Raw genomic sequence first — 19,186 nt, forward strand, 5'->3', positions numbered from 1 at the left:
CGGCGAACGGCGACCGACGCGTTGGCAGGTGCGTGTCGTTGCCCGACCTCCGGGTCGAGCCCGCGACATCCCGATGGCCCGGAGCCGTCACGACGGCCCGGCTCCCGGCACCCTGTGGGGGTACCCGCAGTGGGACCGGAGGACGCCACGATGGACATCGGCCTCGGACGACGCGCCGACTACAGCCTGCGCGGCGTCTTCCACCTCGCACGCCACGACGACGGGGCGTTCCGATCGGCACGCGCCATCGCCGAGGCCACGGCCGTTCCCGCGACCTGGCTGCCGCAACTCCTGACGACCCTGGCCGCCGCCGGCGTGGTCGAGTCCGCGACCGGACGTCGTGGTGGATACCGGCTGGCTCGACCGCCCGCACGGGTGACGGTCCTGGAGGTGGTCCAGGCGGTCGAGCCCGATCCGGACCCGGTGTGCGTGCTGCGGGGCGGCCCCTGCAACTGGGACGGGCGCTGCGCCTTCCACGAGCCGTGGGTCGCGGCCAAGCAGGCCTTCACCGCCCGGCTCGCCGACACGACCTTCGCCGACGTCGTCGCACTCGACGACCTGCTGGCCGACGCCGCGGGCGGGCGCGAGGTCAGTTGACGTCGACACGGCCACGCATCCACGGGTGGGGGGTGCACAGGTACGGGAACTCGCCGGCCTCGGTGAAGGTGTGCGACCACGACTCGCCCGGCTGGACCATCCCGGAGTCGAACGCCCCGTCCGGCGACGTCACGGTGTGGGCCATGGTGTCGTCGTTGGTCCAGGTCACGGTGTCGCCGACGGCCACCTCCAGGACCGACGGCCCGTAGCCGGCCAGCGCCGCGTCCGACCAGTCGTCCTGGTCGAACTCCCGGAACACCCCGGCGCCGGGTTCGATCGTGACCGCCGTGGTGGCAGTTGCCTCGGCCTCACCGGACGCGCCCGCGGTCGCATCGGTGGTGGGCGTCGGGCCGGAGGTCGCCGTGCCGGTGTCCGCGGTGGCGCCCGACGCGTCGTCGGTGACGTCCGGCGCGTCGCCGGGAACCGCATCGAAGATCTCCGGGTCCGTCTCGCCCTCGACCACGACCTGGCCGATCGCCCCCTTGTCGAAGGCCCGGGCAAGGGCGTGGTCGACCAGCACGATCGTCTGGGGCACCTGGCCGACCAGCTCGACCACGGTCCCGCCACCTGCCGGCACCAGGGTCGTCTGCGAGCCCCGCAGGGGAACGTTCAGCAGTGCGGCCTCCTGGTAGACGACGTCCCAGTGCGACCCGATCGGGTGGAAGTTGCTGTCGAGGTTGAGCCCGGCGTTGACGAAGTGGATCCGGGCCCGTTCCCCGACGCCCATTCGCAGCGCCCCGTCGTCGACCAGCGAGCCGACCGCGCCGTTGAACACGACGTGGCTGGGCTCTTCCGCCGACAGGGCGGCACGGTCCTCGGCCAGCGTCGCGCCGTCAGCCACGGTCGTGTAGTACTCGGACTGGACCAGGTACCACTCGTGGTCGACCGTCGGCAGCGGGACGGCGGGCTCGACGAGGATCCCCCCGAACATCCCGTGGGAGATGTGAGACGGCACGTCGCCATAGGCGCAGTGGTACATGAAGAAGCCGGGGTAGAGCATCCGCGCCTCGATCGTGGCGGTTTCGCCCGGCGCGACCGTCGTGTCGGCCGCACCGCCCCCCTGTCCGGTCACGGCGTGGAGGTCGACGTTGTGCGGATGGGTGTTGCCGGCCGGGTTGGTGAGGGCGAAGCGGAGCACGTCTCCCACCCGCGCCCGGATCACCGGTCCCGGCGTGCCGACCACGACGCCATCGGCACCGTCGGTGACCCGGTAGCCCCAGGTCTCGTACTGGGCCCCGGTCGCCGGGTCGATCGTCGACACCTGCTCGACGATCTCGAAGGCGACGTCGACCACCGCCGGCACGGTCCGGGTGATCGGCGGCGGCATCTCGGGCGCCGTCGCGACGTTGACCTCGTCGGCGGGGGCCGCGGCCAACTCGGACCGCGGCACGAACGACCCGACCACGTCGGTGCCGGCGTCGGCAGGGGTGGCCGCGCCGGCCGTCGCCGAGTCCTCCGCCGCCGACGCCGGGCTCGCGTCCTCGACCGGCTCCGCGGCGGGGTCGGGGCGGCCGACGACCAGGGAGGTGAGCACGGACAGCCCCACGACCGCGACCAGCAGGGCCAGCAACCGGCCACCGCTGACGGACTCGACCACCGGCGTCGGCGGGGGCGTGCGGTCCGGGGGCGCCACGGTGTCATGGGAGCGGGGACGTTGCAGATCCTGGAGCGGCATCGGGATCACCTCCAAGGTCACGCGTTCTTCAACACCAAGTTTCTTGCTTGGTGTTTCGGATGGTGTCACGGAAGGGTGGTGTCGGCATCCGCCGAAGGGCCCGGAACCGTCGGGACCATCGGGCGAACCCCGGACGGGCCACGAGGAACCGGGGTCGGACGCGCAGGCCCGGTCAGCCGGTGCCGCGCCGTGTCACAGGACGACGAGGAGTCGGCCGCAGTTCGGGCAGGTGGTCAGCGGCGGACCGTCAACCAGCGTGTTGACGTCGGCGTAGGACAGCCGGATGCCACACGCCGTGCAGTCCTCGCCGTCCAGGCGGCCGACCGCGTCCCCGACCGATCGCTGCGCCGAGCGGTCGTAGCGGGCCACGAGCTCGTCGTCGAGGTCGTCCCGCTGGCGCTCGCGGACCACCTCGTGCTCGGCGATCTCTGCGAGCAGGCCGGACGCGGCCACGTCCCGACGTTCCTCGGTCTCGCGGATGGTCTCCGACAGGGTCGCCAGCTCCTGTTCGAGGGCGTCGAGCGCCTCCTCGTGCTCCTCCAGCGTCTCCAGCGCCTCCAGCTCGGCCAGCTCGTGCTCGTCGATGCGCGACTGGACGGCCGAGATCTCGGCCTCCATCTTGCCCAGCTCCTTGGCGTTGGTGATGTCGCCGCCGTACATGCGCTGCTGCTCGTGCGCCAGCCGTTCCCGGAGCTGGCCGACGTCGCGGTCGTGCTTGCGCGCGACCTGGGTGACCTGGTCGCGCTCGAGCCGGATGTCGGCGTGCTGGTCTTCCAGCGCCCGTCGGCGCTCCCCCAGGTCGGCCAGCTGCTGCTGCTCGGGGAGGTTGTCCATCGTGTTCTGGAGACGACGGATCGCGGCGTCGGTGCCGGCGAGGTCGAGCAGGGCCTGGAGCTGCTCGGCGGAGGGGTCGGGCATCGCGGAGGGACTCCCGGTCGTGGCGATCACCCGTTCGCGGATCCCGCCGGTGGCAGGTCCGACCACGGGCGCGTGGACACGTTCGACGCTACCACCGGTGCCGACAGCCCCTCCCCCGTGGCGTCGGCACGCAACAGCTCGATCCACGGCACCATGGCGGCCACCTCGACGGCGTGGTGGCCGGCGTCCACCAGCGCCAGTCCCTGCTCCAGGGCATCCAGCACCACGTGGTGACGCAGGTCGCCGGTGACGTAGACGTCGACCCCTGCCGCAAGCGCCACGTCCACCATCGAGTCCCCGGCCCCGCCGACGACGGCGACCGTCTCGACCACCCGGTCCGGATCACCGGCGACCCGCAGGTCGGGGGCCGGAAGGCGATCCCGCAGTCGTTCGGCCACGGCCCCCAGGGTCGTCGGCTCGGGCAGGCGGCCGCGTCGACCCAGGCCCGCGCGGGACGTGTCGGCCAGCGGGTACACGTCGACGGCCACCTCCTCGTAGGGGTGTGCAACGCGCAGCGCGTCCACGACCTCCTCGACCGCGTCGCGTGCCACGACCACCTCGACCCGGGCCTCGTCGACCACCGTGCGGCCGGACGGGCCCGCCGGGTCGGCCACGAACGGATCGGCGCCCTCGTCGGGACGGAACCGACCCTGTCCCGGCGTGCTGAACGAGCAGTGCGTGTAGTCCCCGATCACCCCGGCACCGGCGGCGGCCAGGGCGTCGAGCACGTCCTCGAGGTGGTCGGTCGGCACGAACGTCACCAGCTTGCGCTCCCGCGCGGTCTCGGTGTCGGTCTGCAGCGGGGCCACGTCGACCAGCTCGAGTGCGGTGACCACCGGGTCGCTGGTCCCGGCACCATCGGTCGCCACGTCGAGGTTGGTGTGCGCCGCCGCGACCGCCACCCCGGCCCGTGCCGCAGCCAGGACGACCCGGCCCGTGGCCGTGTCGGGGGTCAGCGCCGGCAACGGGCGGAACAGCAGCGGGTGGTGGGCCAGCACGAGCGTCCCGGGCTGGGCGGCAGCCTCCTCGACGACCGCCGAGGTGACGTCCAGGGACACCAGCACCCGGGTGACCGGGTCGTCCGGCGCGCCGACCTGGAGGCCGACGTGGTCCCACGACTGTGCGTGGGCGAAGGGGTGGCGGGCGTCGACCAGTGCGAGCCAGTCCGCGACGGTGTCGGTCATGGCACCTCCGGAGCATCGGGATTCGGGTGCGCGGTGCAGGGCTCGAACCTGCGACCCCCGCCGTGTAAAGGCGGTGCTCTCCCAGCTGAGCTAACCGCGCTCGGGCGCCGACGATAGCCGCCGACCCGGCCACCCCCACCAGGCCGTGGGAATGTTCCCCCCGTGCGGCACGGTTGACCTCGATGGCACCCCACGTGTCCGTGGACGTGCCCGGACCCGCACCCCCGACCTGATCGAGGCCCCCATGTCCCGCACCGTCGACGTCGTCGCGATCGGCGCCGGAGCGGTCGGCGAGAACGTCGCCGACTATGCCCGCCAGCACGGGCTCGACGTCGTGATCGTCGAGGCCGACCTGGTGGGTGGCGAGTGCTCCTACTGGGCCTGCATGCCGTCCAAGGCCCTGCTCCGCCCGACCGAGGTCCTCGCCGCCGCACGCCGGGTTCCGGGAGCCGCGCCGGCGGTGACGGGCGAGGTGGACGTCGCCGCGACCCTGTCGTCGCGCACGGCGTTCACGTCGAACTGGGACGACTCCTCGCAGGTCGAATGGCTCGAGTCGGCGGGGGTCGAACTGCTGCGGGGCCACGGACGCCTGACCGGCGAGCGCGAGGTCACCGTCACCCACGACGACGACACCACGACCGTCCTGGAGGCCACCGCGGGCGTGGTGCTGGCGACCGGCTCGGCACCCGTCGAGCCGCCGATCGACGGGCTGGCCGAGACCCGGACGTGGGACAACCGCGACGTCACGTCGGTGTCGGCGATCCCCGACCGCCTGGTCGTGCTGGGCGGTGGCGTGGTCGGCGTCGAGATGGGACAGGCGATGGCCCGGCTGGGCAGCGAGGTCACGATCGTGGAGGCACTCGACCGGCTGGTCGCCACCGAGGAGCCGGACGCGTCCGAGGCGGTCCGGGAGAGCCTCGAGGCCGACGGGATCACCGTGCGGCTGGGTGCGAAGGCCACCGCGGTCACCCGGGCGGACGACGACGCCGGCGAGGTGGTCGTGACCCTGGACGACGACACCGAGGTCCGGGGCGACGAACTGCTGGTCGCGGTGGGCCGACGAGGCCGCAGCGACGACGTCGGCCTCGACACCGTCGGGGTCGAGCCCGGCGACAGCGGGTTCGTCGAGGTCGACGGGCACCTGCGGGTCCCCGGACACGACTGGCTGTCGGCCGTCGGCGACGTGAACGGCCGGGTCCTGCTGACCCACCAGGGCAAGTACCAAGCACGGCTGGTCGGTGACCGGCTGGGCGGGGTCGACGTCGACGAGGCCTGGGCGGACGACCGGGCCGTCCCGCGCGTGGTGTTCACCGACCCCCAGATCGCCGCGGTCGGGCTGACCGAGCAGGGTGCTCGCGACGCCGGACTGTCGATCCGGGTCGTGGAGCACGACACCGGTGGCGTGGCCGGTGGTTCCCTGCTCGGCCGTGACGCGGGAGGACCTGCCCGACTGGTGGTCGACACCGACCGTGACGTCGTCGTTGGCGCGACCTTCGTCGGCCCGCAGGTGGCCGAGCTGCTGCACAGCGCGACCATCGCGATCGCCGGCGAGGTCCCCGTGTCGACCCTGTGGCACGCCGTACCGGCCTTCCCGACGGTCTCCGAGGTGTGGCTGCGCCTCCTCGAGGCCCTGCGCGACTGACGGAAACGCTCGCACCGCACGCGCGATCCTCATGCCGCCGCCCTGATCGGGTGGTTGGCACGGAGTCGCTCCGACGGATCCACGGCCGCCTTGACCGACCGGAGCCGGGCCAGCGCCCCCTCGTCGTGGAACGTCGACGCGTGGGCGGGTTCCTCGACGAAGTTGAGGTACTGGGTCTCGGTCCCCCACGGGGCCAGCGCTGCCTGCATCGCGGCCAGGGAGGCCTCGATCGGCGCCACGAGCTCCGGGACGACCGGCACCCCGACGCCGAAGGCCAGGTAGTCGCCGGCCAGTCGCTCCAGGGCGCCGTGCCGTGGCGCAGAGCGACCCAACGCTCCGCCCAGGTGACGGATCTCGACGCTGAGCAGCGGCGAGCCCGAGCCAGGCCCGACGGCGTCCACGAGGGCATCGACCGCCGCCCCCGGCAGGGCACGCAGCATCCGTGTGCCCCCGATGCCGGGAGTCGGACCCTCAGGGTCCATGTGCAGTCTCGCCAGGCCGTCCGGCGGGACCATGGCGATGGTGTCGATGGTCGGCCCCAGTGCCCGCAGGGGCGCGACGAGCTCGTCGCCGGAGCGCGCGTCACCGAGCCACGCCACCTCCACGACCGCGAACCGCCCACCGCGCAAGGGCTCCGGGACGTCCGGGATCGGCGGGAACTGCAGCATCCGACCGATCGAGGTCAGGGCATCGGGGACGTCGTGGGTCCAGGTGGCCCACGCCTGCAGGACCTCCCGGGCCCGCTCCCACGGGAAGAACAGGGCGCCGGCGAGGACCTCGGGCAGCGGGTACAGCGCCATCTCGATGGCGGTGACGACGCCGAAGCTGCCGCCACCCCCGCGCAGCGCCCAGAACAGGCCCGGTTCCGTGCTGTGGTCACAGCGCACGAGTGCCCCGTCGGCGGTCACGACCTCGATGGCGAGCACGGAGTTGGCGGCGAGGCCGTGCCGACGCCCCAGCCAGCTGATACCACCGCCCAGGGTGTAGCCCACGACGCCGACGTCCGGCGACGACCCTGCCAGGGCGGCGAGTCCCAGCGGCGCGACCACCGCGGTGACGTCGCCCCACCACGCCCCGCCCTGGGCACGGAACCGGCGACCGACCGGATCCACCGTCACGCCACGCATGCGGTCCATCCGCACCAGCAGGGTGTCGGCCAGGTCGTCGCCCAGTGCCATGGCGTTGTGTCCGGTGGACTGGGGCGCGACCCGCAGCTCGTGGGTGGCGGCGAAGGCCATCACCTGCTGGACGTCGCCCACGGTCTCGGGCTGCACCACCAGGGCAGGCCGCTGGTCGAACGCGACGTTCCACGCCTGGCGCACGTCGTCCCAGTCGTCGTCCCACGGCGCCACGACCGCGCCCAGCACGCGCTGGCGCAGCTGGTCGAGGTCCAGCGGGGTCGGAGTGCGGGTGGTCTGCAGGGTGCTCATGACGGTTCCTCGTGCGGGTCTGGCTCGCACCGCCCCTCCGGCGGCCGAGGTGCGAGCCGTGCTCGCGACACCGGTCACGATCCCCCAGCGCCCTTGCCGGACCCTTGGCGTCGACTTGCCACCCCGTGCCTGTAGGGTGCGCAGATCCGCGGTGTTCAACCGTGGCGCTTCCCGGGGGAGGTGGCCATGGACGTCCGGATCCTCGGGCCCCTGGAGGTCGTGCGCGACGGTGTCGCACTCGACCTCGGACGCAGGCAGCAACGCATCCTGTTGGCGCGACTCGTGGTGGCCGACGGACACGCGGTCTCGACGGATCGGCTGGCCGACGACTTGTGGGGCGACGATCCCCCGGGTCGGCCCGACGTCTCGCTGCAGGCCCTGGTGTCACGACTGCGCCGGGTGCTGGAGACCGACCGCGCGCCCCGTGACCCCGCCCGGCTGCTGGTCACCCGCGCCCCTGGCTACGCACTGTTGCTGCCCGAGGAGTCGCTCGACGCACGGCGATTCGCCACTCTGGCCGCGGAGGGCGTGCACGCCCTGGCGGCCGGTGACGCCCCGTCGGCGTTGCGATCGTTGGAGGCAGCGCTGGCGTCGTGGCGTGGCGAGGTGCTGGCCGACCTGGCCGACCTGGCGTTCGTGCAGGACGTCGCCGCCGCCCACGGCGAGTTGCGCGACGCCGTCCGCGAGGACCATGCCGCGGCACTCCTGGCCACGGGCGCCACCGCCCACGCCCTGTTCGAACTCGAGTCGCTGACGCGCGATCGGCCCCTGCGCGAACGACCGTGGGAGCTGCTGTTGACGGCGCTGCACCGCGCCGGCCGGACTGCCGAGGCCCTGGACCGCTACCGCGACGTCCGGGCGCGGTACGCCGACGAGTTGGGACTCGACCCCGGGCCAGCGCTCCAGGCCATCGAGGTGGGACTGCTGCGCGGCGAGTTGCCGACCGGGCCAGTGCTGGCAGGTCCGGCGGCGGACACCGCCGTGGTCGTCGCGGCCCTGGACACCCCGGGCAGCGCGACGTCCGTCGACCGGGACTCCGAGGGCGTGGTGGGGCGCGCCCGCGAACTGGACGTGTTGGAGGCCGCCGTCACGCAGGCGGTGGGCGGTGCGACGCGTTGGGTGGTGCTGGTGGGGGAACCCGGCATCGGCAAGACCCGGCTGGCCGAGCAGGCGGCCGCGACCGCCGCCGGCGTCGGCGCACGTGTCGCCTGGGCCCGGACGCACGAGGACGGCGCGGCTCCCGCGCTGTGGCCATGGGTCCAGGTGCTGCGCGGCCTGGGGGCCGAGGACCCGCGGGACGTCCTCCAGGTCGCCACGGACGCGCTCGGCGACATCGCTGCCGGACGGTTCGAACGCGCCGACCGGGTCGCCGGAGCGCTGGCCACGGCCGCCGTCGAGCAGCCGCTCGTGGTCCTGCTGGACGACCTCCAATGGTTCGACCCGGAATCGCTGCGATTGGTGGCCCACGTCGGCCTGCAGGTGCGGGACGTCCCGCTGCTGGTCGTGGTGACCGTGCGAGCCGGCGTCACCACGCCGGGGATCGACCGGGTCCTGGCCGACATCACCCGCCGCCCCGGCGCGGTGCGCATGGACCTGCAGGGACTGGACCTGGCGGCCACCGCCGCACTCGCCGGCGCCGTCTGCGACCAGCCACTGGCACCCCACGAGGTCGCCGAGCTCCATGCCCGCACCACCGGCAACCCGTACTTCGTCACCGAGTTCGCCCGACTGGGACGTTCCGCCATCGTCACGGAGGTCGTGCCCGACGGTGTGCGCGACGTGCTCCGCCGTCGCCTCGCGCCGCTGTCGGAGTCGGCCCGCTCCCTGCTCTCGTTGGCCGCACTCGCCGGCGGCGAGGTCGCGCTGGACCAACTCACGGCCGCCGGCGACCTCGACCGCGTCGAGGTCGTGGAGGGGCTGAGCGCAGCGGTGGACGCACACGTCCTGCGTCCTCTCGAGGTCCCCGGTCACTACCAGTTCGCCCACGCCCTGCTCCGGTCCACCCTGCGCGAGGACCTGCCGGACCTGCAACGTCGACGCCTGCACCTCCGGCTGGCCGAGGCCCTGGCGGGCCCCGCGGCGACCGACCCGGAACGCTGGCTGGCCGAGCGAGCCGGGCACCTGGTCGCCGCAGCCCCACTGGCCGATCCCACCGCGACCGTCACGGCCTGCCTGGCAGCGGCCGACCTCGCCACGCACCGGCTGGCCCACGACGACGTGGTCCGGTGGCGGATGCAGGCGCTGCGGGTCGTCGACGGCGACCACGGGCTTGCCAGCGACCGGGCGGCCCGGCTGGCCGTCCTCACGGCCCTGGGCCACGCCCGCGGGATCGCTGGCGACCACGTCGGGGCACTGGCCACCCTCGCCGAGGCCATCGACGTCGCCGAGGAACTCGGTGACGCGCCCGCGATGGCCCGCGCCGTGCAGGGCTTCGACCTCTCCGGTGGCGTGTGGTTCTGGGTTCCCCAGGGGACCCGCCCCCGGGCCCAGATCGACCGGATCGATCGGACCCTGGCGGCGCTCGGCCGCGCCGACACCGCCGAGCGCGTCCGGGTCCTGGTGGTCCGTGCCGCCGGCGAGTACTACGGCGACCAGGACCGGGGGATCGCGTTCGCGACCGAGGCGGTCGAGATGGCCGAGCGCATCGGGGACCCGCTGCTGGTGGTCGAGGCCAGGGCCGGTGCGCTGCAGGTCGCCTGGCGACCGCAGGGGATGACGGACCAGCAGGACCAGGCCACGCGGCTCCTCGCGTTGGCTGGCCACGTCGGGTCGGGCCACCACGAACTGCTGGCCCGGACGCGACTGTTCACCATCGCGCTCGACCTCGGTGACGTCCGCACAGCAGAACAGCACCACGCCGATGCCATCGCGCTCGCCCGAGAGCTGCGCGCCACCCTGGTCGAGGCACAGCTGGCCTGGAGCCGGTCGATGTTCGCCGGCATCCGTGGGGACCTCGCCGGTGCGCGTCGCCTGGCCGACACGGCCGAGGACCTGCACCGCCGGACCGGGCTGTACGCACTGGAGCGTGCCGTCGGGCAGATCGTCGGACTGCTCTGCTGGGACCTGGGGACCCTCCACGACCTGGACGGCGATCGCCGTGCGATGGTCTTCGCCGGCTTCCCCGAGGCCGCCGTGGCCGACCACCACCGTGCCGGCCGCACCGGGGATGCGCGCGACCTGCTGGCCGAGCTGACGGCCGTCCCGCTCCTGCCCTCGTACGAGTGGCTCGGGCTCACCGTGGTGCACGCCCGGTTGGCAGCGGACCTCGGCGAGGTCTTGCTGTCCGAGCGCCTGCGCGAGGCGCTGCTCCCCCACCGCGGCCACGTCGGACACTTCGGCACCGTCGCCTGTGCAGGGCCCGTGGACCTGCAGCTGGGGCGACTGGCGTCGCTGCTGGGCCACCACGACGAGGCGATCGCCGGACTCCGGGCCGGCATCGACCACGCCGAGCGCGAGCGGCTTCCCGTCTGGGGCGTGCGCTCCCGCGAGGCCCTGGCCGTGGCCCTGCGGCGACGCGACCATCCCGGTGATCGCGAACGAGCAGACGTGTCGGTCCGGGAAGCGGCCGACGGGGCCACCGCACTCGGGATCGCCCTCGAACCGCACGTGGCCAGCCGGGACGTGCCGATGTCGCCCGCCCCTCGTCCTCGCTGATCCAGACTTGCCGAGGCCGTCGCGCGCTCCCGACCCGGCTGCGCGGAGCGTGGGTCGCCTCCCGGCCGCCTACGGTGGCCGACGACCATGACCATGACGACATGCCCGGGGCGGGCGGAGGGAGATCTGTCGTGGCGGCATGCTGTGGACCGACTCGACCCGGTGGGTCCGACGTGCGGGCGACCTCGCTCGACCCCGCCGACGGGGACGCCCCGGCGACGAGATCCACCGGGGACGGCCGCCCCGGACTGGACGTCGTCGCGGTGCCGGGAGGGGTGTTCCGCATGGGCACCGACGACCCGCGGGGCTATCCGGACGACGGCGAGGGCCCGGTCCACGAGGTCGAGCTGTCCGCCTTCTCGATCGGTGCCCACACCGTGACCAACGACCAGTTCGCGTCGTTCGTCGACGCGACCGGCCACGTCACGACGGCCGAGGAGTTCGGCAACTCGTTCGTGTTCGCCGGCCTGCTGCCCGACGACTTTCCGCCGACCCGCGCGGTGGCGGCGGCGCCGTGGTGGCGCGAGGTGCTGGGCGCGGACTGGCGCCACCCCGAGGGCCCGCACAGCGACCAGGCCGACCGGGGCGACCACCCGGTCGTGCACGTCAGCTGGCTGGACGCCGTCGCGTTCACCGCCTGGAGCGGCACGCGGCTGCCGACCGAGGCCGAGTGGGAGCACGCCGCCCGGGGTGGGCTCGACGGGCACCACTTCCCGTGGGGGGACGAGCGCGAGCCCGACGGCGAGCACCGCATGAACGTCTTCCAGGGCAGCTTCCCCGGCGACGACACCGGCGACGACGGGTGGGTCGGCACCTGCCCCGTCGGGACGTTCCGGCCCAACGGCTACGGGCTGCACGAGGTGACCGGCAACGTGTGGGAGTGGTGTGCGGACTGGTTCTCGCCCGACGCCTACCGGCACGCGCGACGCCGGTCGCCGACCGGACCGTCGAGCGGGCAGGCGCGGGTGATGCGCGGTGGCTCCTACCTGTGCCACGACAGCTACTGCTGGCGCTACCGGGTGGACTCCCGCAGCGCGAACACGCCCGACAGCACCGCAGGCAACATCGGCTTCCGCGTGGTTGCCGCGGACTGAACGACGACGCGGGCCGAAGGACGGGGCGGTCGGGGCTCAGGGGGCCCCGTCCAGGTCCTCCACCTTCTCCTGCAGCTCGTCGGCCAGGGCACGCATGCCGGCGGGATCGCCGCTGGTGGGCCGTGGCGTGCGCTCCGCGACGTCGGCCTGCTGGCGCAGTTGGCGGATCGCCCGCTCGAGGTGGACCTGTGCCTGGTCGGCCGTCGTGGTCGACGCCTCGGCCAGGTCCAGGGCTCGGCGGACCTGGCTCGCGAAGGGATTCGCGAGCCCGCCGGCGTCCACGAGGTCGTCGACCGAGTCGTCCAGCATGGCGAAGGTGGGCAGGCGCGGGTCGACCAGGAACAGCCCCTGGTACCCGTGGACCGCCATCACGCCACTGTCGAAGGCGGTGTAGTTGCTCCAGCTGCCGATGCCGAAGCCCGGGTCGTCGTGCGGCGGGTACACGTCGAGGTAGGCGACCTCCTCGAGCGTCCCGTCACCGACCTCGGCAGGGTCGTACACGCGCAGGCCCGAGCTGTAGTTGCTCTGGTAGACGAACCGGTCACGTTGGTACATGTTGTGCTGGGTCGACTGGGCCGGGTTCTCGAAGAAGCCGATGTGGACCGGGTTCTCCAGGTCGGCGACGTCGAAGATGTCCACGCCCTGCGGGACCCGGTTGGTCGTCTCACTGTTGTGGAGGTAGTAGCGGTGCCCGTCGAGCAGGTAGCCCTGGTGGCTGTAGGCCGGGTTGGGGTAGCCGGTCCGGGACAACGTCTCGAGGTTCGACTTGTCGGTCATGTCCGAGATCACCAGGGCGCGCCCGATCCCCGGCGTGGACGGGTTGGAGTTGAAGCAGATCTCCTGGCCGGTGTAGCGCCCGTCGGGACCCTCGTAGATGACGCACTGGGTGTCGTGCACGTACCCGTTCTCGTCGTAGCAGCCCGCGAAGGTCGGGTTCAGCGGATCGCGGATGTCGATGAGGTGGGACGTGGACGCGCAGCCGTGGGCGTCGTTGCGCTGGCCGACCGCGTAGGCGAACCCGGTGTCGGTGTCGATCGCGATGTTGTGCGCCCGCTGGAACCCGGTGTAAAGGGCGTCCTCGGTGACGGTGTGGGGGGCGGCCGACGGGTCGAGGTCACGCAGCTTCGTGAGGTCGAACACCTGCATGCCGTGGTTGCTGGACTCGGCGACGATGAAGGCGTGGTCCTGGTAGGTCTTGATGTCGCGCCAGATCAGGTCGTTGGTGGCCGAGGTCGGCAGGAACGCCAGGTAGACCGGATCGCGCGGTTCGGAGATGTCGACGAACGCCGTCCCCACCTCGAGGCCGGCCAGGACGTACTCGCGCCCGGTCTCGGGGTCGGTCCAGCCCCACACGTCGCTGCCGCGTCCGTCGCCGACCGCCAGGCCGCCGCCGATCTCGTCGTTGGTCAGCACCGACACCAGGTCGGCCGCCTCGCACGGGAAGGCGCCGCTGCCGAGGTACGGATGGCCGTCGAACTCGGGCACGTAGGCCACCCCGTCGACGCACGGCGCGGCGCGGTCGTCACCGGTGTTGACCGCGGCGTAGGCCGCCATGTCCGGCGCCTGGAAGTCCGCCGGGAGGGTCCCCTCGGTCGCGTGCTTGACGTTGTCCGCGTCGTCACCGCAGTCGACCTCGGTCGACAGCACCGCGGAGAAGACGTTCACGAACGTCAGGAGGGTTCCCAGGAGGCCCGTGGCCGCCGGTTGGGCCGCACACTCCTCGTGTGCCGAGGCGGCCGGTGGGTTCGACGCCACCAGTGCGGTGGCGAGCACCACGACCATGAGCAGCTTGGGCAGGGTCTTGTCGGCGATGACGGCCACGACGCGCCTCCTGGGGGGCAGGGAGATGCCTGGTCCCCGACCCGCATGGGTCACGTCGTTGCAGCAGCCGGGGGGATTGGTCCGAATGACCCTAGTGAGGGGCCTCGTCCGTGGCAACAGGTCGTGTCCGATCCGTCGTCACATGCCGGCGGCTGGGCCGGGATCCCGGCGGTCAGGCGGCGAGGAGGTCGTCGAGGTCGACGACCGCGACCGGGCGACCGAAGTCGCGCAGGTCGGCGGCCTCGGCAGCGACCTGGGCCGACAGGAGGCGACCGAAGTCGTGGTCGGTGCCCGGGACCTCGACGATCGTCGCGCTGGGCTCGACCACGAAGGCGTGCACGCCACCGGGTGGCCCGTCCTTGTGGTGCTGGCCGGTCAGGTGCAACGACCGCGGGCAGGGCTCGACGGTGACCGGGATGCCGAAGCGACGGCGCAGGGTCGCGGCGGCCGCGTCCAGCCTGGCCGGCATCGGACCGCCCGGGTCCACCCACGCCCACAGCGACAGCCGCCGGCCGGTCTCCAGTGCGTCGACCAGCTGCTGGGCTGGGACCGTGGCGACGGCCACGTCACCGGTGGCGAGGATCCGTCGCGCACGGTCCTCCCCCGCCGCCGCGGCCGGTGCGTGGAACGGGTCCACACCCAGCAGGCCCGCGGCCACGGCGGCGGCGAACTGCCAGTCGAACACCGCGGCGGCCAGGTCGTCCAACCGCACCGGGTCGAGCACGACCGTGGGGATGCCGGCGTCGGCGACGGCGTGCAGTCCGGGGCGGTCGCCCAGGGACACCACCACCACGTCGGGGCCGTAGGCGGCAGGCTCCTCGACGTGGTGGTCGACCTGGGGCACCACGCCGTTGCCACCCTTGCCGAGCGACTCCCCCACCACGTGGGCGATCCACTGGCCCAGGTCGACGTGGTCCTCGTCGACCACCAGGACCAGCTGGTGGCGGCCACGTCGCGAGGCGGCGGCCAGCACGGCCCCCAGGCGGGCAGCGGTGTTGTCGGCCAGGTCGACCTGCTGGCTGCGGGCGATCGCCGGATCGGCAGCGGCGAGGTGGGCCCGGACGTCCAGCCCGAGCAGTGCCGCGGGCAGCATCGCGAACACGCCCAGCGCCGCATGGCTGCCGACCGCGTCGGGATCGCCCAGCACGACGGCGCGTGCACCGGCGTCGCGGCCCACCCGTGCCAACGGCGAGTCCGGGTCGGTCAGCACGACCAGGTGGCGGCCGGCCTCGTCGTGGCCCAGGGCATCGACGAGGTCGGCGTGGAACCGGGCCAGCAGGGACCGGGTCTCCAGGGTCGTTCCCGACTTCGACGCCGCGACGACCAGCCACGTCCGGGGGTCGAAGGCCGCCCGCAGGCGTGCCACGGCGTCGGGATGGGTGCTGTCGAGGAGGTGGAGGTGCGGGACGGTCGTGTCGAGCAGTGACGCGAGCGTGCGGGCGTGCAGGGACGCGGCACCCATCCCGAGCAGGAGCACGTCCGTGATGCCCTCGACGCGGACCTCGTCGGCGAGCCGACGCAACGACGGCGCCCGGGCCGCGGTGGTGGTGGGCAGGTCGAGCCACCCGAACAGCTCGGAGGTCTCGCCCGCCGGCGCCAGCACGGTCGGGTCCCGGTCCCACATCCGCCCCACGAGTCCCGCAGCGGCGAGCACCTGGTCACGGGCCTCGTCGTGGAGCGATCCGAGCTGCTGGCGCAACGGGAACTCCTGGGCGACCGGAGGCGATCGGCGGCGACGGCACGTGGTCCGCCGACTGTACGGTCTTCCCACCGATCCATCCGCCCGCAACACGCCATCCGACGCCGCCGACGAGGACGAATCCCCATGGCCGACCAGCCCGACCAGCCCGAGCAGCCCGACGAACCCGAGCAGCCGCGCGGGGCACCAGCGGGCGGTGCCAAGATCCGTGTCGTCGTCGACGACGACCTCAAGCACGGCAAGTACGCGAACTTCTCCGTCATCCAGCACACGGCCCACGAGTTCACCCTGGACTTCTGCCAGATGATGCCCAGTGGCGAGCCCGGGCAGGTCAACGCCGAGGTGGTCGCACGGATCAAGCTCGCGCCCACGATGGTGGCACAGGTGATGCGTTCGCTGGCCAACGCGCAGTCGAAGTACGAGGACAAGTTCGGCTCGATCCGGGCGGTCGGCTGACCGTGGCCGACGCGACCCCCACCCTGCCAGCCGGCCTCCAGCCCGGTGGCCGGTTCGACCAGTGGCGTGCCCCGTCGGTGTCGTGGCTGGCCAGTGACGCCGACGGCACCCTGCTGGGCACCGACGACCAGGTGACCGACGCGGTCGCCGAGGCCATGGTGGCGGTGGCCGACCGCGGCGTGGCGGTGGGCATCGTCACCGGTCGGATGCGCCAGGGCGCCGAGCGGATCCACGCCCGGCTGCCGGTGCCCGGCCCGCACGTGCTCCACAACGGCGCGGAGGTCCGCCTGGACGGCACCACACTGGTGAGCTGGCCGCTGGAGACCCAGGCCGTCCACACGCTGCTCGAGATCGCCCGGGAGCACCGTGCCTACGGCGAGATGTACACCTCCTCCGGCTTCACGATCACCCGCCAGGACGAGCGCGCCCGCGACCACTGGGTCAGCCTCGAGCAGTACCCCACGGGGATCTCCACGGTCGACGACCCGCCCCGTGAGCCGATCCTCAAGGCCACCTTCATCGGCTTCGGACCCGAGGAGTCCGACCGGCTCGAGGCCGCGTTCGACGCGGCCGGGCTGACCGTCGGATCGGCGAACTCCCTGGCCCAGCCCGACCGCACCTACATCAACGTCACCTCGCCGGGGGTCACCAAGGCCCGCGCGATCACGGCCGCGGCCGACGCCATCGGCATCAGCCCCGAGGCGGTCGCGATGATCGGGGACGGTCGCAACGACCTGCCCGCCTTCGCGCTGGTCGGCACGGCCATCGCGATGGGCCAGGCCGCCGACGAGATCAAGGACGCGGCCCACCTGGTGACCGAGTCGGTCACCGCCGACGGCGTGCTGGTGGCGCTGCACGCGCTGGGCCTGCTGGGAGGCTGAGCCCACCGGGAATCACGGGTCCCGGGCCACGACGGGCGGGACGGTCGGACTACAGTCGTGGGTCCCAGCGTGACGTCCCGCGGCATGCCCGTGCCCGTCACGTGATCCGACGTCGTTCGAGGTGGTCCGATGGACACGTTCCTGACCGTCGTGGGCTGGCTGGTGCTGATCCCGGTCATCCTGCTGGTGCTGTGGTTGATCTACCGTCGCCGGTACCGGCGCATCGGCCCCGACGAGGCCCTGGTCGTCTACGGACGTCGCCAGCGCAAGGGCCGTGACGGCTTCCGGATCATCGTCGGTGGCGGAACCTTCGTGACGCCGTTCATCGAGGAGGCCGAGAAGTTCCCGCTGCACGCCATGCAGCTGGACGTCAAGCTCCGCGGGGTCCTGGCCGGTGGCCAGCGCACGCCGATCAACGTGGACGGCACGGCGACGGTGAAGGTGCCGGTCGACCCGACCGAGCGGACCGAGGGCTTCCCCACCGTCGGCCTGGCGGTCGGCAACTTCCTGGGCATGGGCGTGGAGGACATCCGCAACGCGCTCACCAAGGTCGTGGCCGGTCACCTCCGCACGATCGTCGCGGGGTTGAGCGTCGCCGAGCTCTACGGCGACCAGGCGAAGTTCACCGAGGACCTCAAGGCCAAGGCCGCCGACGAGCTGGCCTCCCTGGGCTACGCCTTCCTGTCGTTCGTGTTCGAATCCATCACCGACGACAACGGCTACCTCGACGCGCTGGGCGTGCCCGAGATCGAGCGCGCCAGGCGGGACGCCCGCATCGCCCAGGCCGAGTCCGACAAGGACGCCTCGCTGCGCGAGGAGTCGGCCCGCCTGACCAAGGAGCAGCGTCGCATCCAGGTCGAGCAGGACATCGCCGAGTCCCAGAAGGACCTGGACCTCAAGAAGGCCGGCATCCGCGCCGAGGTGGAGGTCGAGCAGACCCGCGCCACCAAGGCGGGCGAGATGGAGACCAAGGAACAGGACATCCGGATCGCCGAGAAGGAGGCCGAACGCCAGAAGCGCGAGCTGGACGCCACGATCCGTGAGAAGGCCGAGGCCGAGAAGTTCGCCGCACAGCGTCGCGCCGAGGCCGAGCGCTTCACCCGCGAGCAGGAGGCAGAGGCCCGCAAGTTCGCCGAGGAGATGGACGCCGAGGCGGACCGAATCCGCCGCGAGAAGGCCGCCCAGGCCCTGCGCTCCGAGGCCGAGGCCGAGGCGATCCGGGCACGCGACGTCGGCCTGGCCGAGGCCGATGCCATCCGGGCACGGGGCGAGGCCGAGGCCGACTCCCGACGCCAGCTCGCCGAGGCCCTGCGCGAGTACACCGAGGCCGGCATCTCGCTCGAGGCGTTGAAGGTCCTGCCCGACGTCGTCGCGGCGGCGTCCGAGCCGTTGTCGCGCGCCGGGTCCACGACGATCATCTCCAACGGCAGTGACGGTGGGACCGGCGTGTCCAAGCTGACCGCGGACGTCACCGAGGTGCTCAGCTCCACGCTGCCGATGGTCAAGGGCCTGTCGGGCATCGACCTGCTCAGCGTCCTGCGCAACGCCCTCGGGGACCGCGCGATCCACGACATCGAGGTCGAGGAGGGGCCGGCTGGCACCGAGCGGCCCACCGAGCCGGACGCTGACCCGGGCACTGGCCCGGACGCTGACCCGGACGCTGGCGTGGGGTCGACCGGACCGTCGACCGCGTGACGCCCGGAGTCGACCCGGTGGCCCGGAGGCGCCCATGACCACGCCCGCCGACGTCGTCGACGCCGCCATCCCCATGGCGTCGGGCAGCCGGATGGAGCGGGCCCGTGCGGGGTTGCGTGCCCTGGGCCTGTTCGGGCAGCTGTCGGCCGGGGACAAGCGGGACCTCGCCGTGCTCGTCGCCCAGCGGGTGGCGCCGGAGCTGGTCCCGAGGATCCGCTCCGAGGGCGGCGTCGACCTGACCGACGAGCAGTCCCGGGCCGTGCTCGACATGGTGCGGCGACTCGACGGCGACGACCTCCGCGAACTGTCCGAGGCCGTGGCCACGCCCGAGTCACGTCGGCGGGCGCTGGCAGCGGTCGGTGGCGCCGCGGCCGGGGCGACCGGCCTGGACGACGTCGTCGCCGAACCCCGCCCCGAGCCCACGAGACTCGACGTCAGCT

Annotated in this window: 14 protein-coding genes and 1 tRNA gene; 8 read left to right on the forward strand and 7 right to left on the reverse strand. The window is 73.1% G+C overall.

Going from position 1 to position 19,186, the window contains the following annotated elements; all coding sequences use genetic code 11:
* Nucleotides 1-150 precede the first annotated feature (150 nt).
* Nucleotides 151-597, forward strand: coding sequence for an RrF2 family transcriptional regulator (locus tag KR546_RS15810; RefSeq protein ID WP_238445688.1), 447 nt, complete (start codon nucleotides 151-153; stop codon nucleotides 595-597).
* Here KR546_RS15810 and KR546_RS15815 read toward each other — a convergent pair.
* From KR546_RS15815 to KR546_RS15830, 4 genes are all read right to left on the reverse strand, one after another.
* Complete coding sequence (locus KR546_RS15815) at nucleotides 590-2,272, reverse strand: plastocyanin/azurin family copper-binding protein (RefSeq protein WP_238445689.1); 1,683 nt, start codon at nucleotides 2,270-2,272, stop codon at nucleotides 590-592. The two genes, KR546_RS15810 and KR546_RS15815, sit on opposite strands and share 8 nt — an antisense overlap.
* 192 nt (nucleotides 2,273-2,464) lie before the next feature.
* Nucleotides 2,465-3,190: a zinc ribbon domain-containing protein gene (locus KR546_RS15820; RefSeq protein ID WP_238445690.1), complete on the reverse strand. Its 726-nt coding sequence runs from the start codon at nucleotides 3,188-3,190 to the stop codon at nucleotides 2,465-2,467.
* A 26-nt stretch (nucleotides 3,191-3,216) separates the two neighbouring features.
* A complete protein-coding gene (locus KR546_RS15825; protein WP_238445691.1) occupies nucleotides 3,217-4,374 on the reverse strand; it encodes a Nif3-like dinuclear metal center hexameric protein in 1,158 nt (385 codons plus the stop codon).
* Between the two features lie 27 nt (nucleotides 4,375-4,401).
* Nucleotides 4,402-4,474, reverse strand: a tRNA-Val gene (locus KR546_RS15830).
* Between the two features lie 144 nt (nucleotides 4,475-4,618).
* On the opposite strand from KR546_RS15830, the gene KR546_RS15835 reads away from it, so the two are divergent.
* Complete coding sequence (locus KR546_RS15835) at nucleotides 4,619-6,016, forward strand: dihydrolipoyl dehydrogenase family protein (RefSeq protein ID WP_238445692.1); 1,398 nt, start codon at nucleotides 4,619-4,621, stop codon at nucleotides 6,014-6,016.
* A gap of 29 nt (nucleotides 6,017-6,045) precedes the next feature.
* Here the strand turns inward: KR546_RS15835 and KR546_RS15840 are convergent, their stop codons facing one another.
* Nucleotides 6,046-7,446, reverse strand: coding sequence for an FAD-binding oxidoreductase (locus KR546_RS15840; protein ID WP_238445693.1), 1,401 nt, complete (start codon nucleotides 7,444-7,446; stop codon nucleotides 6,046-6,048).
* Nucleotides 7,447-7,632: 186 nt separating this feature from the next.
* Between KR546_RS15840 and KR546_RS15845 the strand changes: the two genes are divergently transcribed.
* Nucleotides 7,633-11,100 carry an ATP-binding protein gene (locus KR546_RS15845; RefSeq protein ID WP_238445694.1) on the forward strand — a complete coding sequence of 1,156 codons (3,468 nt, stop codon included), beginning with the start codon at nucleotides 7,633-7,635 and terminating at the stop codon, nucleotides 11,098-11,100.
* 101 nt (nucleotides 11,101-11,201) lie between these two features.
* The gene (locus KR546_RS15850; RefSeq protein ID WP_274388205.1) at nucleotides 11,202-12,194 is read left to right on the forward strand and encodes a formylglycine-generating enzyme family protein; all 993 of its coding nucleotides are present in this window, start codon (nucleotides 11,202-11,204) and stop codon (nucleotides 12,192-12,194) included.
* Nucleotides 12,195-12,230: 36 nt separating this feature from the next.
* On the opposite strand, the gene KR546_RS15855 is transcribed toward KR546_RS15850, so the two are convergent.
* The gene (locus tag KR546_RS15855; protein WP_238445696.1) at nucleotides 12,231-14,015 is read right to left on the reverse strand and encodes a choice-of-anchor B family protein; all 1,785 of its coding nucleotides are present in this window, start codon (nucleotides 14,013-14,015) and stop codon (nucleotides 12,231-12,233) included.
* A 172-nt stretch (nucleotides 14,016-14,187) separates the two neighbouring features.
* On the reverse strand, nucleotides 14,188-15,714 hold the full coding sequence (locus KR546_RS15860) for a hypothetical protein (RefSeq protein WP_238445697.1): 1,527 nt from the start codon (nucleotides 15,712-15,714) through the stop codon (nucleotides 14,188-14,190).
* A gap of 126 nt (nucleotides 15,715-15,840) precedes the next feature.
* On the opposite strand from KR546_RS15860, the gene KR546_RS15865 reads away from it, so the two are divergent.
* From KR546_RS15865 to KR546_RS15880, 4 genes are all read left to right on the forward strand, one after another.
* Nucleotides 15,841-16,170 (forward strand): DUF3467 domain-containing protein, encoded by a 330-nt coding sequence (locus KR546_RS15865; protein ID WP_238445698.1) that lies wholly within the window; start codon nucleotides 15,841-15,843, stop codon nucleotides 16,168-16,170.
* A 2-nt stretch (nucleotides 16,171-16,172) separates the two neighbouring features.
* The gene (locus KR546_RS15870) at nucleotides 16,173-17,051 is read left to right on the forward strand and encodes a Cof-type HAD-IIB family hydrolase (RefSeq protein WP_238445699.1); all 879 of its coding nucleotides are present in this window, start codon (nucleotides 16,173-16,175) and stop codon (nucleotides 17,049-17,051) included.
* Between the two features lie 129 nt (nucleotides 17,052-17,180).
* Nucleotides 17,181-18,746 carry an SPFH domain-containing protein gene (locus tag KR546_RS15875; protein WP_238445700.1) on the forward strand — a complete coding sequence of 522 codons (1,566 nt, stop codon included), beginning with the start codon at nucleotides 17,181-17,183 and terminating at the stop codon, nucleotides 18,744-18,746.
* A 34-nt stretch (nucleotides 18,747-18,780) separates the two neighbouring features.
* On the forward strand, nucleotides 18,781-19,186 hold a 406-nt coding region (locus KR546_RS15880; RefSeq protein ID WP_238445701.1), incomplete at its 3' end, for a hypothetical protein.

This window comes from Salsipaludibacter albus (assembly GCF_019798055.1).
Lineage (GTDB): Bacteria > Actinomycetota > Nitriliruptoria > Nitriliruptorales > Nitriliruptoraceae > Salsipaludibacter > Salsipaludibacter albus.